The 21827-nt window shown below is 57.5% G+C and carries 20 protein-coding genes, 5 tRNA genes and 3 rRNA genes; 17 read left to right on the top strand and 11 right to left on the bottom strand.

Annotated elements, in window-relative coordinates:
- The first annotated feature begins 92 nt into the window (after positions 1–92).
- The 3 genes from EIO64_RS15615 (at position 93) to EIO64_RS15625 (ending at position 2222) form a co-directional block, all read left to right on the top strand.
- A complete protein-coding gene (locus tag EIO64_RS15615) occupies positions 93–629 on the top strand; it encodes a macro domain-containing protein (RefSeq protein WP_136891608.1) in 537 nt (178 codons plus the stop codon).
- A gap of 156 nt (positions 630–785) precedes the next feature.
- Positions 786–1706: a polysaccharide deacetylase family protein gene (locus EIO64_RS15620; RefSeq protein ID WP_158629813.1), complete on the top strand. Its 921-nt coding sequence runs from the start codon at positions 786–788 to the stop codon at positions 1704–1706.
- A 69-nt stretch (positions 1707–1775) separates the two neighbouring features.
- A complete protein-coding gene (locus EIO64_RS15625) occupies positions 1776–2222 on the top strand; it encodes a zinc ribbon domain-containing protein (RefSeq protein WP_036629574.1) in 447 nt (148 codons plus the stop codon).
- A gap of 47 nt (positions 2223–2269) precedes the next feature.
- Here the strand turns inward: EIO64_RS15625 and EIO64_RS15630 are convergent, their stop codons facing one another.
- Positions 2270–2515, bottom strand: coding sequence for an AbrB/MazE/SpoVT family DNA-binding domain-containing protein (locus tag EIO64_RS15630; protein ID WP_119310740.1), 246 nt, complete (start codon positions 2513–2515; stop codon positions 2270–2272).
- A 139-nt stretch (positions 2516–2654) separates the two neighbouring features.
- On the opposite strand from EIO64_RS15630, the gene EIO64_RS15635 reads away from it, so the two are divergent.
- Positions 2655–3008 (top strand): helix-turn-helix domain-containing protein, encoded by a 354-nt coding sequence (locus EIO64_RS15635; protein WP_158629814.1) that lies wholly within the window; start codon positions 2655–2657, stop codon positions 3006–3008.
- Positions 3009–3074: 66 nt separating this feature from the next.
- Here EIO64_RS15635 and EIO64_RS15640 read toward each other — a convergent pair whose 3' ends face one another.
- Complete coding sequence (locus tag EIO64_RS15640) at positions 3075–4433, bottom strand: 8-oxoguanine deaminase (RefSeq protein ID WP_119310741.1); 1359 nt, start codon at positions 4431–4433, stop codon at positions 3075–3077.
- 136 nt (positions 4434–4569) lie between these two features.
- On the opposite strand from EIO64_RS15640, the gene sdaAB reads away from it, so the two are divergent.
- Together sdaAB and sdaAA are read left to right on the top strand one after the other, a co-directional pair.
- Complete coding sequence (gene sdaAB / locus EIO64_RS15645) at positions 4570–5238, top strand: L-serine ammonia-lyase, iron-sulfur-dependent subunit beta (RefSeq protein WP_174232994.1); 669 nt, start codon at positions 4570–4572, stop codon at positions 5236–5238.
- A 1-nt stretch (position 5239) separates the two neighbouring features.
- Positions 5240–6133 (top strand): L-serine ammonia-lyase, iron-sulfur-dependent, subunit alpha, encoded by an 894-nt coding sequence (sdaAA, locus tag EIO64_RS15650; RefSeq protein ID WP_119310742.1) that lies wholly within the window; start codon positions 5240–5242, stop codon positions 6131–6133.
- A 54-nt stretch (positions 6134–6187) separates the two neighbouring features.
- Here sdaAA and EIO64_RS15655 read toward each other — a convergent pair whose 3' ends face one another.
- Positions 6188–7483, bottom strand: a complete 1296-nt coding sequence (locus EIO64_RS15655; RefSeq protein WP_021747575.1) for a dicarboxylate/amino acid:cation symporter — start codon at positions 7481–7483, stop codon at positions 6188–6190.
- A gap of 55 nt (positions 7484–7538) precedes the next feature.
- The gene (gene dapF, locus EIO64_RS15660; RefSeq protein ID WP_051320066.1) at positions 7539–8381 is read right to left on the bottom strand and encodes a diaminopimelate epimerase; all 843 of its coding nucleotides are present in this window, start codon (positions 8379–8381) and stop codon (positions 7539–7541) included.
- A 557-nt stretch (positions 8382–8938) separates the two neighbouring features.
- On the opposite strand from dapF, the gene EIO64_RS15665 reads away from it, so the two are divergent.
- The 9 genes from EIO64_RS15665 (at position 8939) to EIO64_RS15705 (ending at position 15664) form a co-directional block, all read left to right on the top strand.
- Positions 8939–10469, top strand: a 16S ribosomal RNA gene (locus EIO64_RS15665).
- Positions 10470–10574: 105 nt separating this feature from the next.
- A tRNA-Ala gene (locus tag EIO64_RS15670) sits at positions 10575–10650 on the top strand.
- 31 nt (positions 10651–10681) lie between these two features.
- Positions 10682–10758, top strand: a tRNA-Ile gene (locus tag EIO64_RS15675).
- A gap of 316 nt (positions 10759–11074) precedes the next feature.
- Positions 11075–13912 (top strand): 23S ribosomal RNA (locus tag EIO64_RS15680).
- A 77-nt stretch (positions 13913–13989) separates the two neighbouring features.
- A tRNA-Lys gene (locus EIO64_RS15685) sits at positions 13990–14065 on the top strand.
- A gap of 1 nt (position 14066) precedes the next feature.
- Positions 14067–14141 (top strand) — tRNA-Glu (locus EIO64_RS15690).
- An 86-nt stretch (positions 14142–14227) separates the two neighbouring features.
- A 5S ribosomal RNA gene (gene rrf, locus EIO64_RS15695) occupies positions 14228–14343 on the top strand.
- The 16S, 23S and 5S rRNA genes sit together here with 4 tRNA genes alongside, the layout of an rRNA operon.
- A gap of 55 nt (positions 14344–14398) precedes the next feature.
- Entirely contained in the window at positions 14399–15079 is a 681-nt protein-coding gene (gene sfsA, locus EIO64_RS15700) for a DNA/RNA nuclease SfsA (RefSeq protein WP_136891610.1), read from the top strand.
- A 12-nt stretch (positions 15080–15091) separates the two neighbouring features.
- Positions 15092–15664, top strand: coding sequence for a manganese efflux pump MntP (locus EIO64_RS15705; protein WP_136891611.1), 573 nt, complete (start codon positions 15092–15094; stop codon positions 15662–15664).
- A gap of 74 nt (positions 15665–15738) precedes the next feature.
- Here the strand turns inward: EIO64_RS15705 and EIO64_RS15710 are convergent, their stop codons facing one another.
- The 3 genes from EIO64_RS15710 to EIO64_RS15720 all read right to left on the bottom strand — a co-directional run bounded on the left by EIO64_RS15710 (position 15739) and on the right by EIO64_RS15720 (position 17723).
- Complete coding sequence (locus EIO64_RS15710) at positions 15739–15894, bottom strand: hypothetical protein (RefSeq protein ID WP_170180093.1); 156 nt, start codon at positions 15892–15894, stop codon at positions 15739–15741.
- 81 nt (positions 15895–15975) lie between these two features.
- Positions 15976–17067 (bottom strand): S-layer homology domain-containing protein, encoded by a 1092-nt coding sequence (locus EIO64_RS15715; protein ID WP_136891612.1) that lies wholly within the window; start codon positions 17065–17067, stop codon positions 15976–15978.
- A gap of 26 nt (positions 17068–17093) precedes the next feature.
- Complete coding sequence (locus EIO64_RS15720) at positions 17094–17723, bottom strand: redox-sensing transcriptional repressor Rex (RefSeq protein WP_021750403.1); 630 nt, start codon at positions 17721–17723, stop codon at positions 17094–17096.
- Positions 17724–18083: 360 nt separating this feature from the next.
- Here EIO64_RS15720 and EIO64_RS15725 point away from each other — a divergent pair.
- Positions 18084–18160: transfer RNA gene (locus tag EIO64_RS15725), tRNA-Arg, on the top strand.
- A 63-nt stretch (positions 18161–18223) separates the two neighbouring features.
- Positions 18224–18931, top strand: a complete 708-nt coding sequence (locus tag EIO64_RS15730) for a gamma-glutamyl-gamma-aminobutyrate hydrolase family protein (protein WP_119310744.1) — start codon at positions 18224–18226, stop codon at positions 18929–18931.
- Positions 18932–18991: 60 nt separating this feature from the next.
- On the opposite strand, the gene EIO64_RS15735 is transcribed toward EIO64_RS15730, so the two are convergent.
- The 4 genes from EIO64_RS15735 to EIO64_RS15750 form a co-directional block, all read right to left on the bottom strand.
- Positions 18992–19213, bottom strand: a complete 222-nt coding sequence (locus EIO64_RS15735) for a hypothetical protein (RefSeq protein ID WP_119310745.1) — start codon at positions 19211–19213, stop codon at positions 18992–18994.
- The gene (locus EIO64_RS15740; RefSeq protein WP_136891613.1) at positions 19146–19961 is read right to left on the bottom strand and encodes a site-specific integrase; all 816 of its coding nucleotides are present in this window, start codon (positions 19959–19961) and stop codon (positions 19146–19148) included. Before EIO64_RS15740 ends, EIO64_RS15735 begins: the two co-directional genes overlap by 68 nt.
- Before the next feature lie 21 nt (positions 19962–19982).
- Positions 19983–20195, bottom strand: coding sequence for a tyrosine-type recombinase/integrase (locus tag EIO64_RS15745; RefSeq protein WP_136891614.1), 213 nt, complete (start codon positions 20193–20195; stop codon positions 19983–19985).
- Between the two features lie 377 nt (positions 20196–20572).
- Positions 20573–21757, bottom strand: a complete 1185-nt coding sequence (locus EIO64_RS15750; RefSeq protein WP_207754053.1) for a PucR family transcriptional regulator — start codon at positions 21755–21757, stop codon at positions 20573–20575.
- Positions 21758–21827: the final 70 nt, after the last annotated feature.

The raw sequence follows: 21827 nt of genomic DNA on the forward strand, positions 1-21827 counted from the left end.
GCCCGGATCCGGGCTTGCTTTTTTTCCGGCGGGAGATATACTGTTAAGAGACGAGATGTGTCGGGACGGCACAGGGGAACAGGAGGACGGCTATGGATCGCTTTTCCATTCTGGTGGGAGATATCACCCGTTCGGACGCGGAGGCCATTGTCAACGCGGCCAATCCCACGCTGCTGGGCGGCGCCGGGGTGGACGGGGCCATCCACGCGGCGGCGGGGCCGGAGCTGCTGGCGGAGTGCCGGACGCTGGGGGGCTGCGAGCGGGGGCGGGCCAAGCTGACGGCGGGCTACCGCCTGCGGGCCCGGTATGTGATCCACACGCCGGGTCCCGTCTGGCAGGGCGGGGAGCAGGGGGAGGCGGCCCTGCTGGCCTCCTGCTACCGCAGCTGCCTGCTTTTGGCGGAGGCCCACAGCATCCGCACCCTAGACTTCTGCTCCATATCCACGGGAGTCTACGGGTATCCGTTGCCGCTGGCGGCCACCGTGGCCCTGCGGGCCATCATGGACTTCCTGGCGGACCATGCCCTGCCGGAGCGGGTGCGGATGGTCTGCCATTCGGAGCAGGCGGCAGAGGTCTACCGCCGGACCTGGAACCTCTGGTACGCGGAGGGCAAGGACCAGCGGATGTAAAGAACGCCGGAGCGGGACCTTTCCCGCTCCGGCGTTTGTCACTCTTCGTTTCTTTTGTCACTCTTTTTGACCTTTTTGTATCCGTTTTGACCCGATTTTTCCCGGGGCATTCCGTATGATAGACTCAAATAAGAGATGAAAGAAAGGTATCCCATCATGAAACGACTGGTTTCCCTTCTGCTGTCCTGCCTGCTGCTGAGCTCCTGCGGCACCATTGTGACCCCCGCCAAGACCCCGCCGGAGCATTTGGTGTCAGAGGCGCCCCCGGCTCAGGTTCTCCCCGCTCCCGGCGAGATGCCGGAGCTCCTCCCGGACAGCCAGGAGGCAGGCGGGGAGAATGCTTCGGAGCCCTCCCTGGAAGAGGGTGGCGGAACTCCCGTGGAGACGCTGCCGGAGCCCCAGCGGGTGGTGGATCCCACCCGCCCCATGGTGGCCCTGACCTTTGACGATGGTCCCCACGCGGTCTACACGGACCAGATTTTGGATATTCTGGAGGAGCACGGCGCGGTGGCTACCTTCTTCGAAGTGGCGCGGAATCTCCCCAAGGCGCCGGAGGCAGTCCGCCGGGCGGCGGACATGGGCTGCGAGATCGGCAGCCACTCTTACCGCCACGCAAACCTGGGCAAGATGGATCAGGCCGCCCAGCAGGCGGATCAGGCCGCGGCGGACGCGCTGTTTCAGGAGGTGCTGGGGACCACGCCCGCGCTGCTGCGGCCGCCCTATGGCTCCATGAACAAGACGCTGAAGACCACCTCCGGCCGGAGCATCGTCACTTGGTCCATCGACACGGAGGACTGGCGCTCCAAGGACGCGGAGAAGGTGGTGGCCGGCGTGGAGAACGCCGGGAATCTGGACGGACAGGTGATCCTGCTCCACAGCATCTACGAGAGCACGGTGGCGGCCACGGAGGTCCTGGTGCCCTGGCTGCTGGAGCAGGGCTACCAGCTGGTGACGGTCAGCGAGCTGATCCAGCTGCGCTTTGGGGACGAGGTGGAGCCCAACCGCACCTATAATTACGACTACTTCCGCTTCCAGGTGCCGCCCCTGCCTGCGGAGACGGCGCCCGCCGCCGCATGAGCGGCAGGCAACCGACGGTTGCTTTACGCCGCTGCCCTGCTGTGATAGACTGGTCCCGAGGTGATGGGAATGGAGTTTCAAGAGGTGTTCGCCCAGCTGCGGCAGCGGACGGGTCTGTCCCAGAGCGAGGTGGCGGAGCGGCTGTTTGTCACCCGGCAGGCAGTGAGCCGCTGGGAACGGGGAGAGACGATCCCGGAGGTGGAGACGCTTCAGGCGCTGTCAAGGCTGTTCGGCGTGTCCATCAACACCCTGCTGGGCAGTCCCCGGACCCTGGTCTGCCAGAGCTGTGGAATGCCGCTGAACGATGACATCCTGGCCAAAAACACAGACGGCAGCTTCAATGAGCAGTACTGCATGTGGTGCTGGGATGGAGAGGGCTTTGCCCAGGACTGCACCATGGAGGAGATGGTGGAGCACTGCCTGCCCCACATGCCCCTGGGCCGGACGGATCCGGAGGCGTGCCGCGCCTATATGCGGAGCCTTCTGCCCACACTGGGGCGGTGGAAAGAGAACTGACACAGGCGCCGGACTGCGGAAACCCGCGGTCCGGCGCCTGGATTTTTTCAGGACAGCTGCGCAAGACAGCTTTCGCACACATAGATCCCATGGGGGAGCTGCCTGAGAGAATCCGCAGCATGGCAGCAGATGCAGGAGGGGAATTCTTTCTTCAGGATTACCGTGCGGGATTTTTCATCCAGAAAAAACATTACGGTGTCCCGCTCATTTAGAGACAGAGCCCGGCGCACATCTATCGGGATCACAATCCGTCCCAGCTCGTCCAGCCTTCTCGGTATTCCCACGTTTTTCATATCTGACATCCTCCTTTTTCGACAATTTGCGGTTCTATCATACTAAAATTCCAGAATATAGTCAATATTTATATGAAATATAGGATGTTCAAACTGGAATAACTCATACTATACACTGTACCTGAAATGGGGTATGGTGATGATTGATACAAAAGCTATCGGAAAACGGATTCAGGCACTCCGCAGGGCGGCTGGTATGACCCAGGAGCAAGCGGCGGAGACTCTGGGAATCAGCCCAAATTATGTGTCCAATATTGAGACGGGACGAGATATCTGTTCTACTGTTGTCCTGCTGGGCATGGCGAATCTCTACCACGCCAGCGTGGATTATATGTTGGGGGAGAGTCTGGAATACAACCGGCGGAAGGGAGAAGCGGGAGAGAATCGGACGGCGCTGCTCCACGAGGTCAGACGTCTGCAAGAGGCGGAGTGTGGCCATCTGCTGCGGTATATCCAGTTGATGCGGGCGGACGAGACTGAAATCCGGAATTGAACAACCGCTCCTTTATAATTTATAAATAGAAAAGAGCCGCTGCATCAACCGATGCAGCGGCTCTTTTTACGCCTTTGCCAGATACGCCCCGCAGGCATTCCGGGCATCGGCGGCGGTTTTTTCCTCGTCGATGGTGACGAGATGCCCCTCCTTCACCACGACCCGGCCGTTCACCACCGTGTAGTCCACCGGGCCGCGGAGGCCTACCGTGGCCAGCACGTCGGCGGGACTGTACGCGCCGCCCACCAGCTCCAGTCGGCGGGAATCCACCAGGAAGAAGTCCGCGCACTTGCCCACGGCCAGCTGCCCGATGTCCTCCCGGCCCAGCAGCCGGGCGCTGCCCCGGGTGGCCATCTTCAGCACCTGATACCCGGAGGGGGCCTTCTCGCTGGAGGTCAGCCGGTGGAGCAGGTAGCACACCCGCAGCTCTTCCATCAGGGACGACCCGTCGTTGCTGGCGGAGCCGTCCACCGCCAATCCCACCGGGACGTCCAGCGCCAGCATCTCCGGCACCCGGGCGACGCCGGAGGCCAACTTCATGTTGCTGATGGGGCAGTGGGCCACGCCGGTGCCGGTGCGGGCCAGCTCCCGCAGCTCCTCGTCGTTGAAGTGGATGCCGTGGGCGTACCACACATCCGGGCCTGTCCAGCCCAGAGATGCCATGTACTCCAGCGGCCGGACGCCGTAGTGCTCCAGGGTGTAGTGCTCCTCGTCCCTCGTCTCACACAGGTGGGTGTGGAGCCGGACGCCGTACTGCCGGGCCAGGATGGCGCTCTGCCGCAGCAGCTCTCCGCTGACGGAGAAGGGGGAGCAGGGGGCCAGGGCCACCTGCCGCATGGATCCGAAGGACGGGTCATGGTACGCCTCGATCACCCGGGCGGAGTCCTTCATGATGGCGTCCACCGTCTGGACCACGCTGTCCGGCGGCAGGCCGCCGTCCTTGCGGGAGAGGTCCATGCTGCCCCGGGAGGCGAACATCCGCATCCCCAGCTCCTCCGCGGCGGCGAACTGGGCGCCGATCAGGTCTCCGCATCCGGCGGGAAAGACATAGTGGTGGTCAAAGCAGGTGGTGCAGCCGTGCTTCAGCAGCTCCCCCATGCCGGTGAGGGAGCTGAGGCGCACCACCTGCTCGTCCAGGCCCTTCCAGATCTCATACAGGGCGGTGAGCCAGTCGAACAGCTCCAGATTCTGCACCTGGGGCAGGTTCCGGGAGAACACCTGATACAGGTGGTGGTGGGTGTTGATGAGGCCGGGATAGCACCAGTAATGGGACCCGTCGATCACAGTGTCTGCGGTCTGGGGCAGGTCTGGGCCCAGACCGCGGATGATGCCGTTTTCGCAATAGAGGTCGGCGTGCTCCAGCACGGCGTCGCCGTCATCACAGGTGAGGATGGTCCGCAGATTGCGCAGCAGCAAAGAGGACATGGCGGTCACGCTCCTTTCTGCTCCCAGTATAAAGGACGGCGGGAGAAAGGTCAACTTTCCCGGGAAAACTTCTTGCGGAAACGGGGAGGATGTGATACGCTGAGAGCAATTTCGGATCACCGGGAGGAACACGGTTATGCTGGACATCTTTGATATTCTGGGCCCTGTGATGGTGGGCCCCTCCAGCTCCCATACAGCGGGGGCGGTGCGGATCGGCCGCATGGCCAGGACCCTGCTGGGGGCGGAAGTGGCGCGGGCGGACATCGGCCTCCACGGCTCCTTTGCCGATACCGGCCGAGGCCACGGCACGGACCGGGCGCTGGTGGCGGGCCTCCTGGGGATGAAGCCGGACGATCTGGGCATTCCTCAGAGCTTTGAGATCGCCGCCAACCAGGGGTTGGAATTCCACTTCCACACGGCCCGTCTGCGGGATGCCCACCCCAACACGGCGGTGCTGACGGTGGAGAGTGCCGACGGGCGGAAGCTGGAGCTGCAGGCGGCCTCCACCGGCGGCGGCCGCATCCGGGTGGATCGGCTGGATGGAGTGGAGGTGAGCTTCACCGGCATCTTCAACACCCTGGTGGTCCGCCACCAGGACGTGGCCGGAGAGCTGTCCCGGATTCTCAATGAGCTCTCCGTCAGCGGGGTGAACATCGCCAACATGAGCCTGAACCGGGACCGCCGGGGCGGCGCTGCCCTGACGGTGGTGGAGACGGACCAGAAGATCCCGGCGGATGCCCTGGAGCGTATCCAGGCGCTCTACGGCGTCTTGGGCGCCACCTACTACGAGAAGGAGGAAGACTGAAATGGCTCTGGATTCCATGCAGGAGATCTTCGACAAGATCCAGGCGGGGCGGAAGCCCTTCTGGCAGGTGGTGCGGGATACGGACGTGGAGGAGCGGCAGGTGACGGCGGAGGCCTCCTTTGAGAAGATGCACGCCACCTGGCGGGCCATGGTGGAGTCCGTGGACACCTACCGGGCGGACCGGCGCAGCGTCAGCGGCCTGGTGGGGGGCGACGCCCAGAGGATGTGGGACTACGCCGCCCAGCAGGAGACGCTCTGCGGCCCCTATCTGCAGGAGGTGATCGCTACGGCCCTGTGCGTGGCGGAGTCCAACGCCTGCATGCACCGGATCGTGGCGGCACCCACGGCGGGGGCCTGCGGCGTGCTGCCGGCTGTGCTGGTGCCGCTGTACCGCCGGGGCGCTGTAGATGAGGAGGCCATCGTCCGGGCGCTGTATGTGGCTGCCGGTATCGGCGCGGTGGTTGGCTACCGGGCGTCCATCTCCGGCGCCTCCGGCGGCTGCCAGGCGGAGGTAGGCACGGCTGCGGCCATGGCGGCGGGGGCCCTGGTGGACCTGCGGGGCGGCGGGCCGGAGCAGATCGGCCACGCCGTGGCGATGGCGCTGAAGAACCTGATGGGCCTGGTGTGCGATCCGGTGGCGGGACTGGTGGAGGTCCCCTGCGTCAAGCGAAACGTCATCGGCGCGGTGAATGCCGTCAGCGCGGCGGACATGGCCCTGGCGGGCATTGAGAGCCGGGTGCCTGTGGACCAGGTGATCGACTGCATGGGCGACGTGGGCCGCCGGCTGCCGGTAGAGCTGCGGGAGACCGCTCTGGGCGGTCTCGCCGCCACACCATTCGGACAGAGCGTGAAGGCAAAGCGGGAAGAGCGCCGCTCCCAGGAACAGGAGCTGTGAGGACGAAAGAAGGACCTGCCCTGCGGCAGGTCCTTCTTTTTGCGAAAGGGAAGATCAGGCGTTCCGGCTGGCCAGGACTTTCTGGAACCAGTCCTTGCCGTCTACAAAGCGGGAGACCAAAAAGCTCACCACATAGTCGCCGGCGGAGTTGATCATGGTAGCGGGGGGATCCACCAGGTTTCCGATGGTGATGGCGATGGGATAGGCGATGGCCAGCTGGTCCGGGAAGAACACGGAGCACATGATGAACTCGCCGATGTAGCCGCCGCCGGGGACGCCGGACATGCCCACGGAGGACAGCACGGCCACAATCACCATCAGTGCCATGTCGCCGATGCTGTCAAAGGGCCGGCCGAACACGCCGAAGAGGAACGTGATCTTCAGAATGCAAGAGAAGCAGGAGCCATCCATGTGCATGGTGGCGCCCAGAGGAACCACGATCTCGCTGACATCCTTGGAGATACCGGTGGCCTCCGCCTCTTCCATGTTGGTGGGGATGGTGGCCACGGAGGAGCAGGTGCCCAGGGAAGTGATGGCAGGTTTGGCGATGTGCCGGAACATTTCCTTGACCGCTCCCTTGCCGCCGCCGAACCAGGCGAACAAGGGGAAGGCCACAAAAATATAAATGAAGCAGAGGGGATAGTACACCACCAGAGCCCGGGCATAGTCCGTAGCGATCTGGGAGCCGTAGGTGGCCACCAGGTTGGCGAAGAAGCCGAAGAAGGCGATGGGGGCGTAGTAGGTGACTAGCTGAACGACCTTCATCATAGCTTCGGACAGGCTGGTGAGGAATCTTGCAATCAGGCTGTCAGGACCCGGCCCCAGATTTACGCCGAAGCCGAACAGAATGGAGAAGACGATCAGGGGCAGCATGGCGCTGCGGCTGAGCAGGCCGGAGAAGTCGCTCACCGTGAAGAAGTTCACGATCAGGTCCGGGATGGAGATGGGATCCTCCACCACGCCCTCAGTCAGGTTGGTCCAGGGCTCCAGAACCGGGGGGAAGATCTTCATAATGACGATCATGATGACCGCAGCGATGGCGCCGGTGATGACGAAGGTCAGCACGGTGGTGCCCATGATCTTGCCGGCCCGTTTGCGGCTCTTCATGGTAGCCACAGACCCGGCAATGGACGAAAACACCATGGGCACCACGATGCAGAACATCATATTCAGGAACAGGGTGCCCAGAGGTTCCAGCACCGTGGCGCCGGCGCTGATGACGTTGCCCTCCGCATCCAGCTCCTGGGGGAAGATCCAGCCCACGATGGAGCCCAGGATCATGGCCCCCAGCATGACGGCCAGAAATGCGTAGTTCCGGGCAACAGACTTTTTGCTCAGCTGTGTACTCATTCTCTCTCCTCCAATACATATTGAAATAGCTGCTGACCTATATGGCCTTCCGGCCTTACATTATAATAAGGTCCTCATCCGTAACTTCACCCCTGCACACCACGTTGGTGGGGCCTGTCAGATAAAGGCTGGCGATATGGGAGTGGACCCGCTCCGCATCGATCACCAAGCGGCCGCCGGTCATATCCACCTGTACGCCGTGGCCGGAGACTTTGCCCTGCAGAGTCAGCACGGTCACCACAGATCCGGTGCCAGTGCCGCAGGCATAGGTGAAGTCCTCCACGCCGCGTTCAAATGTCCGCTCGAAAATCAGATCTTCACCGGTGATCTCGTAGAAGTTCACATTGGCACCCTTGGGAAAGACCTTGTTCCAGCGAATAGCCCGGCCCAGCTCCCGCAGCTCGTTTTCGTCCGCCTGGCGCAGTCCGGCGTATGGCACCACGGCGTGGGGGATGCCGGGATTTCCCAGCTCCACATAGGAGCAGACGTATGTCACGCCGTCTGCCTCCACCGGGCTATCCAGTCGTACGGTGGTGGGGTCGTTCAGCCGGATGCGGTACAGCCGCTGGTCGATCCGCCGGCCGGTGACGATGCCTGCCGTGGTCTCCACAGTCTGCGTCTCTCCGGCCAGCCCGTTTTCGTAGCCATACCGGCAGATGCAGCGGGCACCGTTCCCACACATCTCACCTACGCTGCCATCAGAATTATAGAACAGCATCCGATAATCTCCGCCCTGGGAGGGGGCATCCACAACCATCAACCCGTCCGCCCCGATGGACATGTGCCGTTCACACAGCGTCCGGGCGATTTGTGGCAGCTGCTCCAGGGGGAGGTGCTCCTCCAGGTTGTTCAGAATCACAAAGTCATTTCCCGCGCCGTTCATTTTCCAAAATCTCAAGTTTCCACCTCCTTCTTGTATATACATTATTATAACAGCGAGAACTGAGAATGAAAAGCAGAGAATGTGCGGAAAACCATGCAGAACCTGCGAAATCCACGTCAGTGGGAAGACGGTCGAAAAAAATCGAGAAAAGAGGAAAAAGGTATTGACAAAAGGGGAAGGATTTGGTATTCTAACAAAGCTGTCGGCGCGGTGATGAGCCGGGCCGGGAAGAAATGAAAAAAGTTCTTGACAGCAAGGCTGAGATGTGGTAACCTAAACAGGTTGCTGCTGATACGAGATGGATCGGATGTCAAAAAACTTCTGAAAAAAGTTCTTGACAAACGAAATGAAATCGAGTATAATAGCAATGTTCCGCCGGGAACGGCGTGCACCTTGTAAATTAAACAACGTAACGAAAAGGAAGCACCAGAAGGCGAGCTCATTTAGATGAGTTTGCCAAAGGACAAAGCCGTCTCACTGGGTTGAGTCAATTACCGGTGGGATGGAGAAATGAAGCTATGACAAATAGCTCTATGAAGGTTTGAACGGACTACGGTTCGTTTAGATACCATTTTATAGAGAGTTTGATCCTGGCTCAGGACGAACGCTGGCGGCGTGCTTAACACATGCAAGTCGAACGGAGCACCCTTGACTGAGGTTTCGGCCAAATGATAGGAATGCTTAGTGGCGGACTGGTGAGTAACGCGTGAGGAACCTGCCTTCCAGAGGGGGACAACAGTTGGAAACGACTGCTAATACCGCATGACGCATGACCGGGGCATCCCGGGCATGTCAAAGATTTTATCGCTGGAAGATGGCCTCGCGTCTGATTAGCTAGATGGTGGGGTAACGGCCCACCATGGCGACGATCAGTAGCCGGACTGAGAGGTTGACCGGCCACATTGGGACTGAGATACGGCCCAGACTCCTACGGGAGGCAGCAGTGGGGAATATTGGGCAATGGACGCAAGTCTGACCCAGCAACGCCGCGTGAAGGAAGAAGGCTTTCGGGTTGTAAACTTCTTTTGTCAGGGAAGAGTAGAAGACGGTACCTGACGAATAAGCCACGGCTAACTACGTGCCAGCAGCCGCGGTAATACGTAGGTGGCAAGCGTTGTCCGGATTTACTGGGTGTAAAGGGCGTGCAGCCGGGCCGGCAAGTCAGATGTGAAATCTGGAGGCTTAACCTCCAAACTGCATTTGAAACTGTAGGTCTTGAGTACCGGAGAGGTTATCGGAATTCCTTGTGTAGCGGTGAAATGCGTAGATATAAGGAAGAACACCAGTGGCGAAGGCGGATAACTGGACGGCAACTGACGGTGAGGCGCGAAAGCGTGGGGAGCAAACAGGATTAGATACCCTGGTAGTCCACGCTGTAAACGATGGATACTAGGTGTGCGGGGACTGACCCCCTGCGTGCCGCAGTTAACACAATAAGTATCCCACCTGGGGAGTACGATCGCAAGGTTGAAACTCAAAGGAATTGACGGGGGCCCGCACAAGCGGTGGATTATGTGGTTTAATTCGAAGCAACGCGAAGAACCTTACCAGGGCTTGACATCCTACTAACGAAGTAGAGATACATCAGGTGCCCTTCGGGGAAAGTAGAGACAGGTGGTGCATGGTTGTCGTCAGCTCGTGTCGTGAGATGTTGGGTTAAGTCCCGCAACGAGCGCAACCCCTATTGTTAGTTGCTACGCAAGAGCACTCTAGCGAGACTGCCGTTGACAAAACGGAGGAAGGTGGGGACGACGTCAAATCATCATGCCCCTTATGTCCTGGGCTACACACGTAATACAATGGCGGTCAACAGAGGGAGGCAAAGCCGCGAGGCAGAGCAAACCCCCAAAAGCCGTCCCAGTTCGGATCGCAGGCTGCAACCCGCCTGCGTGAAGTCGGAATCGCTAGTAATCGCGGATCAGCATGCCGCGGTGAATACGTTCCCGGGCCTTGTACACACCGCCCGTCACACCATGAGAGTCGGGAACACCCGAAGTCCGTAGCCTAACCGCAAGGAGGGCGCGGCCGAAGGTGGGTTCGATAATTGGGGTGAAGTCGTAACAAGGTAGCCGTATCGGAAGGTGCGGCTGGATCACCTCCTTTCTAAGGAGACCTGGGCAGAGCAAGCTCTGCCTGGAATTCCTGGTCAGCTGGAGCGGAAAAAGAGTTACGTTGTTTAATTTAGAGGGCGTACGCCGGGAGATAGAAGGGGATATAGCTCAGCTGGGAGAGCGCCTGCCTTGCAAGCAGGAGGTCGCCGGTTCGAACCCGACTATCTCCACCAAGAGAATAAAGCGTCACCTCGTCCAAGACGAGGGCCCGTAGCTCAGCTGGCTAGAGCGTACGACTGATAATCGTAAGGTCGGTGGTTCGAGCCCACTCGGGCCCACCAGGCGATTTGCCTTTGGATTTGAAGACCTGATCGAAAGATCGGATCTTCAAATCTGACTGCAAAAGCGGTTGGAAGCTGTGCCGGAGACAAGCGAAAGCTTGCGGACGGCGATCTGCACCTTGAAAACTGAACAATGTGACAAAAGCAAGTAAGGCAACAGAGAGGTTTCTCTGTGGAGACACAGAGGAAACAAATTGATTGTGGAACAGCATCCGAAAGGATGCAGGGTGACATACAATTTCGATCTTTGTAAAGCCTGCATAATTCTCAAAGAGAACCAAGAATTCTCTGACAAGTCGCTGTGAGAACGGCGATAGGTCAAGCTGGAAAGAGCGCAAGGGGAATGCCTTGGCATCAGGAGCCGAAGAAGGACGTGACAAGCTGCGAAAAGCCTCGGGGAGGAGCAAATATCCATTGATCCGGGATATCCGAATGGGGCAACCCGGCTGGACAATATCCAGTCATCCTGCGTTGAACAAAATAGGCGTAGGAAGGGAACCGCCTGAACTGAAACATCTAAGTAGGGCGAGGAAGAGACATCAACCGAGATTCCGCAAGTAGTGGCGAGCGAACGCGGAAGAGGCCAAACCGAGGGATTTATTCCTCGGGGTTGCGGACAGTCATTTAGCGGAAGTTATCTAGGAGAAGGGTCTGGGAAGGCCCGCCATAGAGGGTGAGAGCCCCGTATCCGAAAGAGAAGGCCGTGCGACTGAATCCAGAGTACCGCGGGACACGTGAAACCCCGTGGGAAACAGGGGGGACCACCCTCCAAGCCTAAATACTACCTGATGACCGATAGAGGAGCAGTACCGTGAGGGAAAGGTGAAAAGGACCCCGGGAGGGGAGTGAAAGAGAACCTGAAACCTTGTGCTTACAAGCTGTCAAAGCACGTTAACGTGTGATGGCGTACTTTTTGTAGAACGGTCCGGCGAGTTATAGTAACGAGCGAGCTTAAGGCATTCAGTGCCGGAGGCGAAGCGAGAGCGAGTCTGAATAGGGCGTAAAGTTCGTTGCCATAGACCCGAAACCGGGTGACCTACCCATGAGCAGGTTGAAGTGGGGGTGAAACCCCATGGAGGACCGAACCGACCCCCGTTGCAATGGTGGCGGATGACTTGTGGGTAGCGGTGAAATTCCAATCGAACTCGGAGATAGCTGGTTCTCCCCGAAATAGCTTTAGGGCTAGCGTTATGTTAGATTACCGGAGGTAAAGCACTGAATGGTAGCGGGGCCGATAAGGTTACCAACGCCTATCAAACTAAGAATGCCGGCTAATTGATGCATAGCAGTCAGACAGTGTGAGATAAGTTTCATTGTCAAAAGGGAAACAGCCCAGACCTACAGCTAAGGTCCCGAATAGATGCTAAGTGGAAAACGATGTGGAGTTGCGAAAACAACCAGGATGTTGGCTTAGAAGCAGCCACTCATTAAAAGAGTGCGTAATAGCTCACTGGTCGAGTGACTCTGCGCGGAAAATGTAACGGGGCTAAGCATCTAACCGAAGCTTAGGATTGTCGTAAGACAGTGGTAGGGGAGCGTTCCATGTGGGGTGAAGTCGCAGCGGAAGCAGCGGTGGACTGCATGGAAGTGAGAATGCCGGAATGAGTAGCGAGAATTATGTGGGAATCATAATGGCCGAAAATCTAAGGTTTCTTGGGGAAGGTTCGTCCGCCCAAGGTAAGCCGGGAGCTAAGGCGAGGCCGAAAGGCGTAGTCGATGCACATACGGTAGAAATTCCGTAGCCACCGAACTTTAAGTCAGAGGGACACTTTTGGATAGCGGAACCCGGGCGTTGGTTGACCCGGGCGAAAGGGAGCGAAAATATAGTAGCGAAGTCCGCGATGCTGAGAGGCGAGAAAAGCTCTGATGGATACTAAGGTGCCCGTACCGCAAACCGACACAGGTAGATGAGGAGAGAATCCTAAGGCCAACGGGAGAAGGGTTGTTAAGGAACTCGGCAAGTTGACCCCGTAACTTCGGAATAAGGGGAGCCTCGCAAGAGGCCGCAGTGAAAAGGCCCAAGCAACTGTTTACCAAAAACACAGGTCTATGCTAAATCGAAAGATGACGTATATGGGCTGACGCCTGCCCGGTGCCGGAAGGTTAAGAGGAGATGTCAGCGCAAGCGAAGCATTGAATTGAAGCCCCGGTAAACGGCGGCCGTAACTATAACGGTCCTAAGGTAGCGAAATTCCTTGTCAGGTAAGTTCTGACCCGCACGAAAGGCGTAATGATTTGGGCACTGTCTCAACAGCCCGCCCGGCGAAATTGTAGTACTGGTGAAGATACCAGTTACCCGCAACTAGACGGAAAGACCCCATGGAGCTTTACTGCAGCTTAATACTGGAATTCGGTAACCCATGTACAGGATAGGTGGGAGGCTTGGAAGCAGGGGCGTCAGCTCTTGTGGAGCCGCCGGTGGGATACCACTCTTGGATTGCTGAATTTCTAACCTGCGGCCGTGAATCCGGTCGGGGGACACTGTTAGGCGGGCAGTTTGACTGGGGCGGTCGCCTCCTAAAGAGTAACGGAGGCGCTCAAAGGTTGGCTCAGCACGGACGGAAATCGTGCAGTGAGTGTAAACGTAGAAGCCAGCCTAACTGCGAGACCGACGGGTCGAGCAGTAACGAAAGTTGGAGTTAGTGATCCGGTGGTATGTGAGTGGAAATGCCATCGCTCAACGGATAAAAGCTACCCTGGGGATAACAGGCTGATCTCCCCCAAGCGTCCACAGCGACGGGGAGGTTTGGCACCTCGATGTCGGCTCGTCACATCCTGGGGCTGAATTCGGTCCCAAGGGTTCGGCTGTTCGCCGATTAAAGTGGCACGCGAGCTGGGTTCAGAACGTCGTGAGACAGTTCGGTCCCTATCTGTTGCGGGCGGAAGAGATTTGAAGGGAGCTGTCCTTAGTACGAGAGGACCGGGATGGACGTACCTCTGGTGCACCAGTTGTCCTGCCAAGGGCATAGCTGGGTAGCTAAGTACGGACGAGATAAACGCTGAAAGCATCTAAGCGTGAAACTCCCCCTAAGATGAGATCTCTCACCTCGAAAGAGGGTAAGGGCCCAGGAAGACTACCTGGTAGATAGGCCGGAGGTGGAAGTGCAGTAATGTATGGAGCTGACCGGTACTAATAGCCCGAGGGCTTGACCTACGAGAAAGCAGGCGAGCCTGAAAGCAGCGTCACATTGTTCGGTTTTGAGGGTGCAGGGAAGCATGCTCAAGGGATTTGCACCTTTAGCTCAGTTGGTAGAGCAACTGACTCTTAATCAGTGGGTCCCCGGTTCGAGTCCGTGAAGGTGCACCATGGCCCGTTGGTCAAGTGGTTAAGACAGCGGCCTCTCACGCCGTTAACATCGGTTCGAATCCGGTACGGGTCACCAGACTTTTCAAGGGCGAAAGTTCTTGACAAGGGAAGCGAAATACAATATAATACAGTTTGTTCTCCGGCAAGACCGGATGACATAGAGTTGGTGCTGATTAGGGCGAGGGTCCACCCGTTCCCATTCCGAACACGGCAGTTAAGCTCGTTCCTGCTGACAATACTTGGCTGGCGACGGCCCGGGAAGATAGGTAGCGCCAACACTGAGAGGCCACATCGTTTGATGTGGCCTTTTTTCGTCGCATGGGAGGCATCGTTTTGCAATATCATCAAGTGGTCAAAGGAAGATTTCTACGGCGGCCCAACCGTTTTATCGCTCATGTGGAGACAGAAGACGGGCTGCAGATCTGCCATGTAAAAAACACCGGACGCTGCCGGGAGTTGCTGGTGCCGGGAGCAGCGGTCTATCTGGAAAAGGCCGCAAATTCTGCGAGAAAGACAGCGTATGACCTTATCGCCGTGGAGAAAGGGGCCTTGCTGATCAATATGGATGCGCAGGCCCCAAATCGTGTTTTTCAGGAGTGGGCCGCCCAAGGACATTTCCTGCCAGATCTAAAGTCCATTCAACCGGAATATCATTATGGAGAGTCCCGTCTGGACTTTGCGCTGACAACAGAAGCCGGGCTGCACCTGGTGGAAGTCAAGGGTGTTACCCTGGAGGAAAACGGTGTTGTCCGATTTCCGGACGCGCCGACAGAACGGGGCGTGAAGCATATTCACGAGTTACAGCGGGCTGTCCGGGAGGGAATGGGCGCTACCCTGTTTTTTGTGATCCAGATGCACGGCGTGGATCGCTTCTCTCCCAACGACGCCACCCATCCGGCCTTCGGTGCGGCCCTTCGGGAGGCAGCTGCCTGGGGTGTCCAAGTGTACGCCTATGACTGCCTGGTGACGCCGGACAGTTTAACTATCCACCAGCCGGTGCCGGTGGTATTATAAGGGAGCGGCAATATGGGATTTTTGGAATTGCTGTTGATCGGCGTGGGGCTCTCGATGGACGCCTTTGCTGTAGCGGTGTGCCAGGGACTCTGTATGCCAAAACTGAATCTGCGCTATGCGGCTGTGATTGCGCTGTTTTTTGGCGGATTTCAGGCGCTGATGCCCTATGCCGGCTGGCTGCTGGGCGCCCAATTTGCCGGGTACATCCAACATCTGGACCACTGGCTGGCTTTTTTTCTGCTGGCATTCATCGGCGGTAAGATGGTGTGGGAGTCTTTGAAAGGGGAGGCGGAGGAGACGGCCTGTGCGGTGAGTGTGACGCTGGATTATAAGCAGCTGCTGCTGATGGCGGTGGCTACCAGCATCGACGCATTGGCTGTTGGGGTCACGTTTGCATTTTTGAACGTGGACATCCTGCCTGCTGTGACGGTCATCGGCTGCACGACTTTTGTGATCTCCCTGGCGGGTGTGGTGATCGGGACCTTTTTCGGCGCCCGCCTCCAGTGCTGGGCGGAGATCGCCGGCGGTGTGATCCTGATCCTTCTGGGTGGAAAGATTCTTCTGGAGCACCTGGGGATCCTGTAAGCGCCTATAAAAAACAGCGAAGTGGAAAACGCCCCGGGCCATTTGGCCCGGGGCGCTGGTTATCTTATGAAATCTCAGCAGCAGGGATTGGGATTGCAGCCGCAGTTGTTGTTGCAGCCACAGCCGCAGCCGTTGCCGCCCCAGCTGCCGTTGCCGCAGCAGCACCAAATGATGATCAGCAGAATGATGATCCAGCAGCAGTTGCCGCCGCCAAAGCCGTTATTGCACATACCGGAACCTCCTATGAAATCGTAGACCGACCGAACCGGTCTCAATCCATAGTATGCCGGACCGGCAAAGGGGTTCCGGTTTTATTTCCGGCCGCTGGTGACGAGTGCGTCGGCCGCCTGTTTCTCCCGCACGGTGAAGACGCCCTTGTCCATCAGCGTGTCTCCCAGTGTCTGCCTGCTGCCGGACACCGCGGCATCCAGCGCGTAGTAGGAGACGTATGCGAGATCCGCACGGAGGAACGTGCCGCCCTGCAGGGCGGCCAGCTCGCCCTCCGTGATGACGCCATTGGTCAAGGCATTGGTCAGTGTGCCGGAGAGGTCCTTGTTGTCCGCGGAGCTGTATCCCAGTGCCCGGAGGATGAACTCCATGTATTGGCTGGCTGTCACCGTCTGGCTGGGCCGGAAGGTGGTGGCGGAGTATCCGTTGGTGTAGCCCTTGCTGTATGCGTAGCCCACGTATTTCTCGCTCTGGGTCCCGGAGGTGATGTCCGTGAAGGGAGTGGAGCCGGTGTAGGCCAGCGCATCATTCTCCTCGCCCAGGACGCGGATGAACATGATGAGGGCTTGCAGGCGGGTAGGGGCGACCTCCAGGTCATATCCATCTCCGTAGCCGGTGAAGCTGCCTTGAAACAGGTGCATGGTCTTGAGCGCGACAGCAATGGCGTTGTAGTCCGTGTTGGTGGAGTAGCTGAAGGCGTAGGGGCCCTGATAATCCACAACCGCCGTCTTGGAGGTGACGGTAAACACGGCGGTGGTTTCCTCAGCCACCAGATACCGGTGGCTGGCTGTAAGGGCACTGCCACTGGTAACGATGGTCCCTGTGGTGACATCCACCACAGCGCCGGAGTTGAACGTGACCTGCATACCGCCCGCCAGCAACAGGACGCCCGTGCCGGTGGAGCCGGTCAGGGCGTCGCCTGCCTTCAGACGGGTCTCCATCCACGTGGCGGCCCCGCCGTCGGAAGGAGCCGCGTCTCCGTTCAGCAGCGCTTGGTCAGAGGCGTCCAGTTTTTCCTCCACCCGCTGGTCTACCGCATCGGTGAAAGTGCCGGTGAGATAGGAGAGGGAGGCCAGCGGATCGGAGGCCCCGCCGGCCGCGGCCAAGGCGTACACAACGGTGACGGTAAGTAAGAGGCAGACGGTGATGAGGGCAGTCTTGGTCTTCCTTGTCATAGATGATTCCCTTCCACGCTGGAGCGTCAGCGGTTGGCGATGCGGTAACTGAGGGTCAGGAGGCTGTCTGCGAAGTGAATGTTCTCAAACTGCACATCCGGGAGCTGACTGCTGAGCTCAATGTTGGTAAAGTTCCAAAAGCCCTTGACGCCCAGATTGATGAGGTGGCTGGCGGTGTCCTGGGCCACGGACTGGGGAATGGTCAGCACCACCACGTCCACCGGGTGGTCCTGTAGGAAGTGATCTAGCTCGGACATGGCGTATACCGGCACATTATTCACCACAGTCCCGATCACGGCGGGGGAGACATCAAAGGCTGCGTCCACCGTAAACCCACTCTGGGAGAATGGGAAGTTCTGCAGCAGTGCGTGGCCCAGATTGCCAACGCCGATCATGATGAGGTGGTGGTTGTTGTCCACGCCCAGGATATGACCGATCTCGGCCCGCAGTTCTTCTACATTGTAGCCGTAGCCCTGCTGGCCGAACTCACCGAAACAGCTGAAATCCTGGCGGATCTGAGAGGCGGTGATGTTCATCTCCTGCCCCAGGGAGTGTGAGGAGATGCGCACGACGCCGCGGTTGCAGAGGTCTGTGAGCTGGCGGTAATATCTGGGCAGACGCCGTATCACGGCGTCGGAGATGTTTTCCTTTCGCATATAAGTCACTCCTTGCTATTTGTTAAATCATTCTCAATTAAGTTTAGACCAAAATCAGGGACTTGTCAATTTTTTTAACAATCTTTTTGAGAAAAATTTTTTCAAGAAAAGCTTTACAAAGCGGAAAAATGTTGGTATACTAAATAAGCTGTTTGAAGAAGATGTTGATGTATGCGCCTGTAGCGCAGTTGGATAGCGCGTCAGACTCCGACATTTCAGGCTCGTTCAGTTGAGAGATGGCGCAAAGCGTTGGGAGTCTTTGGTTTTAACGGGCAGAGAGAAAAAATTCTGTTTCCGTTGACTACTATTTGACTACCAATTTTGAAAATCCCGTGTTATAATAGAACATAGTTTAGGTATGCGCCCGTGGCGCAGTTGGATAGCGCGTCAGACTCCGACTCTGAAGGCCGCTGGTTCGAATCCAGTCGGGCGTACCACGTGCAAAGAGGCACTCGAATTTCGAGTGCCTCTTTGCTTTTATCAATCAGAGGTGATGAACTATGGAGAAACCCATCATCGGGGTAACGCCCCTGTGGGACGAGGAAAAGAAGTCCTACTGGATGCTGCCGGGGTATCTGGAAGGAGTGAAGGAAGCCGGTGCCATCCCCGTCATCCTGCCGCTGACAACCAATGGGGCGGATATTGCCCAGCTCGCGGATCTCTGCGATGGTTTTCTCTTTACTGGTGGGCAGGATGTCGATCCCCAGCTGTACGGGGAGGCCATGGAGCCCTTCTGCGGCGAGCTGTGCCCTGCCCGGGACGCTCTGGAGCAGGAGTTACTCCGACAGGCTTTGGAGCGGGACAAGCCCATCCTGGGCATCTGCCGGGGTATTCAGTTCCTAAATGCAGCCTTGGGCGGAACCCTTTATCAGGACCTGCCCACGGAGCACCCGTCAGAGATCGGGCATTCCATGAAGCCGCCCTACGACCGGATGGCCCACACGGTGCATATATGGCCGATGACGCCTCTGGCCTCTCTGCTGGGAAAGACGGAACTGGAGGTGAACAGCTGTCACCACCAGGCGATCAGGAGTTTAGCCCCCAGTCTCGTAGAAATGGCCCGCAGCACAGATGACCTCATCGAGGCGATGTATCTGCCCGGCAAGACCTTTGTCTGGGGCGTCCAGTGGCATCCGGAGATGTCCCTGCAGGAAGAGTCCAGCAGGAAAATTTTTGAGGCGTTTGTCGGGGCTGTCCAACAAAAATGAGCTGCCATCGAAGAATTACCCCCCGTCCAAAGGACGGGGGATTTCTTTCTGTTGCCGCTTTCACTCAGCCAGAGGAAACCTCCGCGGCTCCGCCACACACTGGTACAGCACAGCGTCGCAGTTCCGGTAAATGATATACTTCAGCCGGTTGCTCGGGGGTCCATTCCGCCGGAAGGTCACGATGGCCTCGTTCTGTTGCCAGCCGATCCCCAGGTTATACGATCCGCACCAGGCGCAGTGGTTGACGGGGATCTGCGGCTGTTTCGTTTCTCTGTATTTCATCAAATCTCCAGTCCCTCCTGCAGAACCTGACTGGCCGCTTTCTTGTTCTTATTAAATGCGTGTGTGTAGATGTCCAGCGTAGTGGAGGGCTGACTGTGGCGCCCAGCAGTCCCGCCACTGTGGCTACGTCGGCCCCGCCCGCGATCAGGAGGCTGGCGTTGGTGTGCCGCAGGGAGTGGACGTTCAGGGCAGGGGGCAGGCCGTGCTTCTTTAAGATCAGCTTGAACCGCCAGGCGAAGGTGGAGGGCGTCATGGGGAGCCGGTCTCCGTGACGGCGGAAGATATAGTCCGTATCCTCTAATTCCCGCCCATCATACGTTTCCGTCTCCCAGGCGCACTCCCGCTGGAACTCCTGCAGCAGGGACACCATCTCCAGAGAGAAGTAAACATACCGGCCTCCGGCCACAGTCTTTGTCTCCTTGGCGATGATATCCTCGCCGGTGACCTTTACCACATTCTGCTGGATGTGAATGGACCGCTCATCCCAGTTGATGTCGCCCCACTGCAACCCGCAGCATTCGCCCCGGCGCATCCCGGTGGCGATGATGAGCTTGAAGTAGGTCTCGTACTTGAGGTTCCCCTCCTCCAGTACGGCAATGAGCTGCTGGGCGGTGGCCTCGCCAGCGATCACCTTCTCTTTCTTTTTCCCGGTATAGTGGTATGTCCGCCAAGCCGGGGTATGGTCCAGAAAGCCGCCCTCCATGGCATCTGAGAGGATCGTACACAGCGTTGCGTGTACACCCTCCACAGTGCACTCGGAGAGCGGCTTTCACGTTCTTTGATTCTTCACTTTCCGAAGACCGGAGTGGAGCTGCCGGAAATACTCCGGCCGAAGTTCCGTCAGCTTGTAGTGCCCTAGGACTGGCAGGAAGCAATCAATGTCCTGCCGGTCCCTGGCCGGGGTAGGCTTGGTCAGCTTGCCGGGAGCGATCTCACGGAGCCACAGCTCCGTGTACTTCGCCAGTGTAATACTCCACTCCACTTCTTCCTGAGGAAGCGACCTGCAACACTTGACAAAAACTGCCGAAAGCATATTGCTTTCATAAACGTCAAATACGGGAGGATATAAAAGATTTCATTGATCTGGCGAGCCGGTTGAACCGAGCTGTGTGAGCCTGACCACTATTTGCAAAAAGGCCCGGAGCCATTGCATCGCAATGGCTCCGGGCCTTTTTGCAAATGACGAGAAACTTGTACAAATTCACTGAAATCCTTGCATTGCGGAGGCTTTCTTGCTTTTAACGCTTATCAGTATTTTGACAGAGAATTGGCTTTTGACCAGTTCCAGCGTTCAACGGAATTTGCGGAGAACGCTGTCGCAAGATCGTCCCAATATATGGAGTAATAGACAAGATGTTGTTAAATGGTATCAAAATAATCCGTGGATCCGGGTTGCCCATCAGAGGTCAGCAAAAGCAGGCAACCAAAAAAATTCTGAAAATTATGGTAAGGAGAATCAAACACACCGCCGAACCTTTCACGCATTTTTTCAATCCGGTACACGACTGTATTTCGATGTACATGCAGTTCCTGGGCCGTCAAAGCCAAGCTCTGTCCGTTTTTCAGATAGATAAACAATGTTTTTACATAGTCGGACTGATTGTCTATATCGTATGCCATCAGATTACGCAAAAAAGCACTGACATAGTCCGTCCGCTGTTCTGCGGGGATCGAGGCAGCAAGCCGCCAAAGCCTGTAGTCATCATATTGGGCGATCCTGGCATCACTCCCGGAGATCCTGGCCATTTTTTCTGCCATGGCAGCCTGATTAAAGTAACGCCGGATCTCATACAGGTCTGAGAATGTATCACTGATACCGGCGCACAGATCATGCTCTGACAGGTATCCCTCCAACTGCTGCAATCCGTCCTGCGGAATTTGCCTGCTTTTTCCGCACTCCACCAGTAAGACCACATATTCTCGGAAAAACAGGGACCACGCCTTTGGAAAGATCGTTCCCAAACGTGCCTTGAAATGCCGCTCTCCGGAGACTCGAGAAGAAAACGCGTGCATATTGATACCGATCAGGGAATAAGGACCGGCCTGCTCGAAAACTGTTCCCAAAATTCTCTGGAGAAAAAGCGCACGATTGGCAAAGCCTTCATTCAGTATGCTGGATAGCAGCATTTCTGCGGAGTCATGCTGGTGGCTAAGCCTGATTGCCTGTTCGATGGTAAGCTCCTTTACCAAAACGCCTGCCACGAGATCGTAGATCTCCCCAGGGACCGCATCAAAAGCGGTATGGTATTCCAGCACGGAAAGATACCCGATGGTCAGAGAGTTGGAGATCAGAGGACATATTCGCCTCCGATGGGGCCCCCAGTCATCAAAGATTTGAAAGGGCAGCGGAGTTCCCCGCATACTCTCCACCCCATGGAGCATAGCCGCATATTCAAAAAGACAGTATCCTCGCTTCTTTCCGGCAGTCCACACCTCATCCTGAACATCAGTGGTATCAGAATATGATACCGTGTAGTAGTTCTTGTCAAACACTGCAATGGGATTTTTCAGCACCTCCGCTGCCCGATCTACCAGCAGATCCATATTGTTGTAATGAAATGAAAAGCTCAGAAATTCTTGGATCGTCTCATAGTCAATTTTGCACATTTTGCAC

The sequence above is a fragment of the Dysosmobacter welbionis genome (genome assembly GCF_005121165.3).
Classification (GTDB): domain Bacteria; phylum Bacillota; class Clostridia; order Oscillospirales; family Oscillospiraceae; genus Oscillibacter; species Oscillibacter welbionis.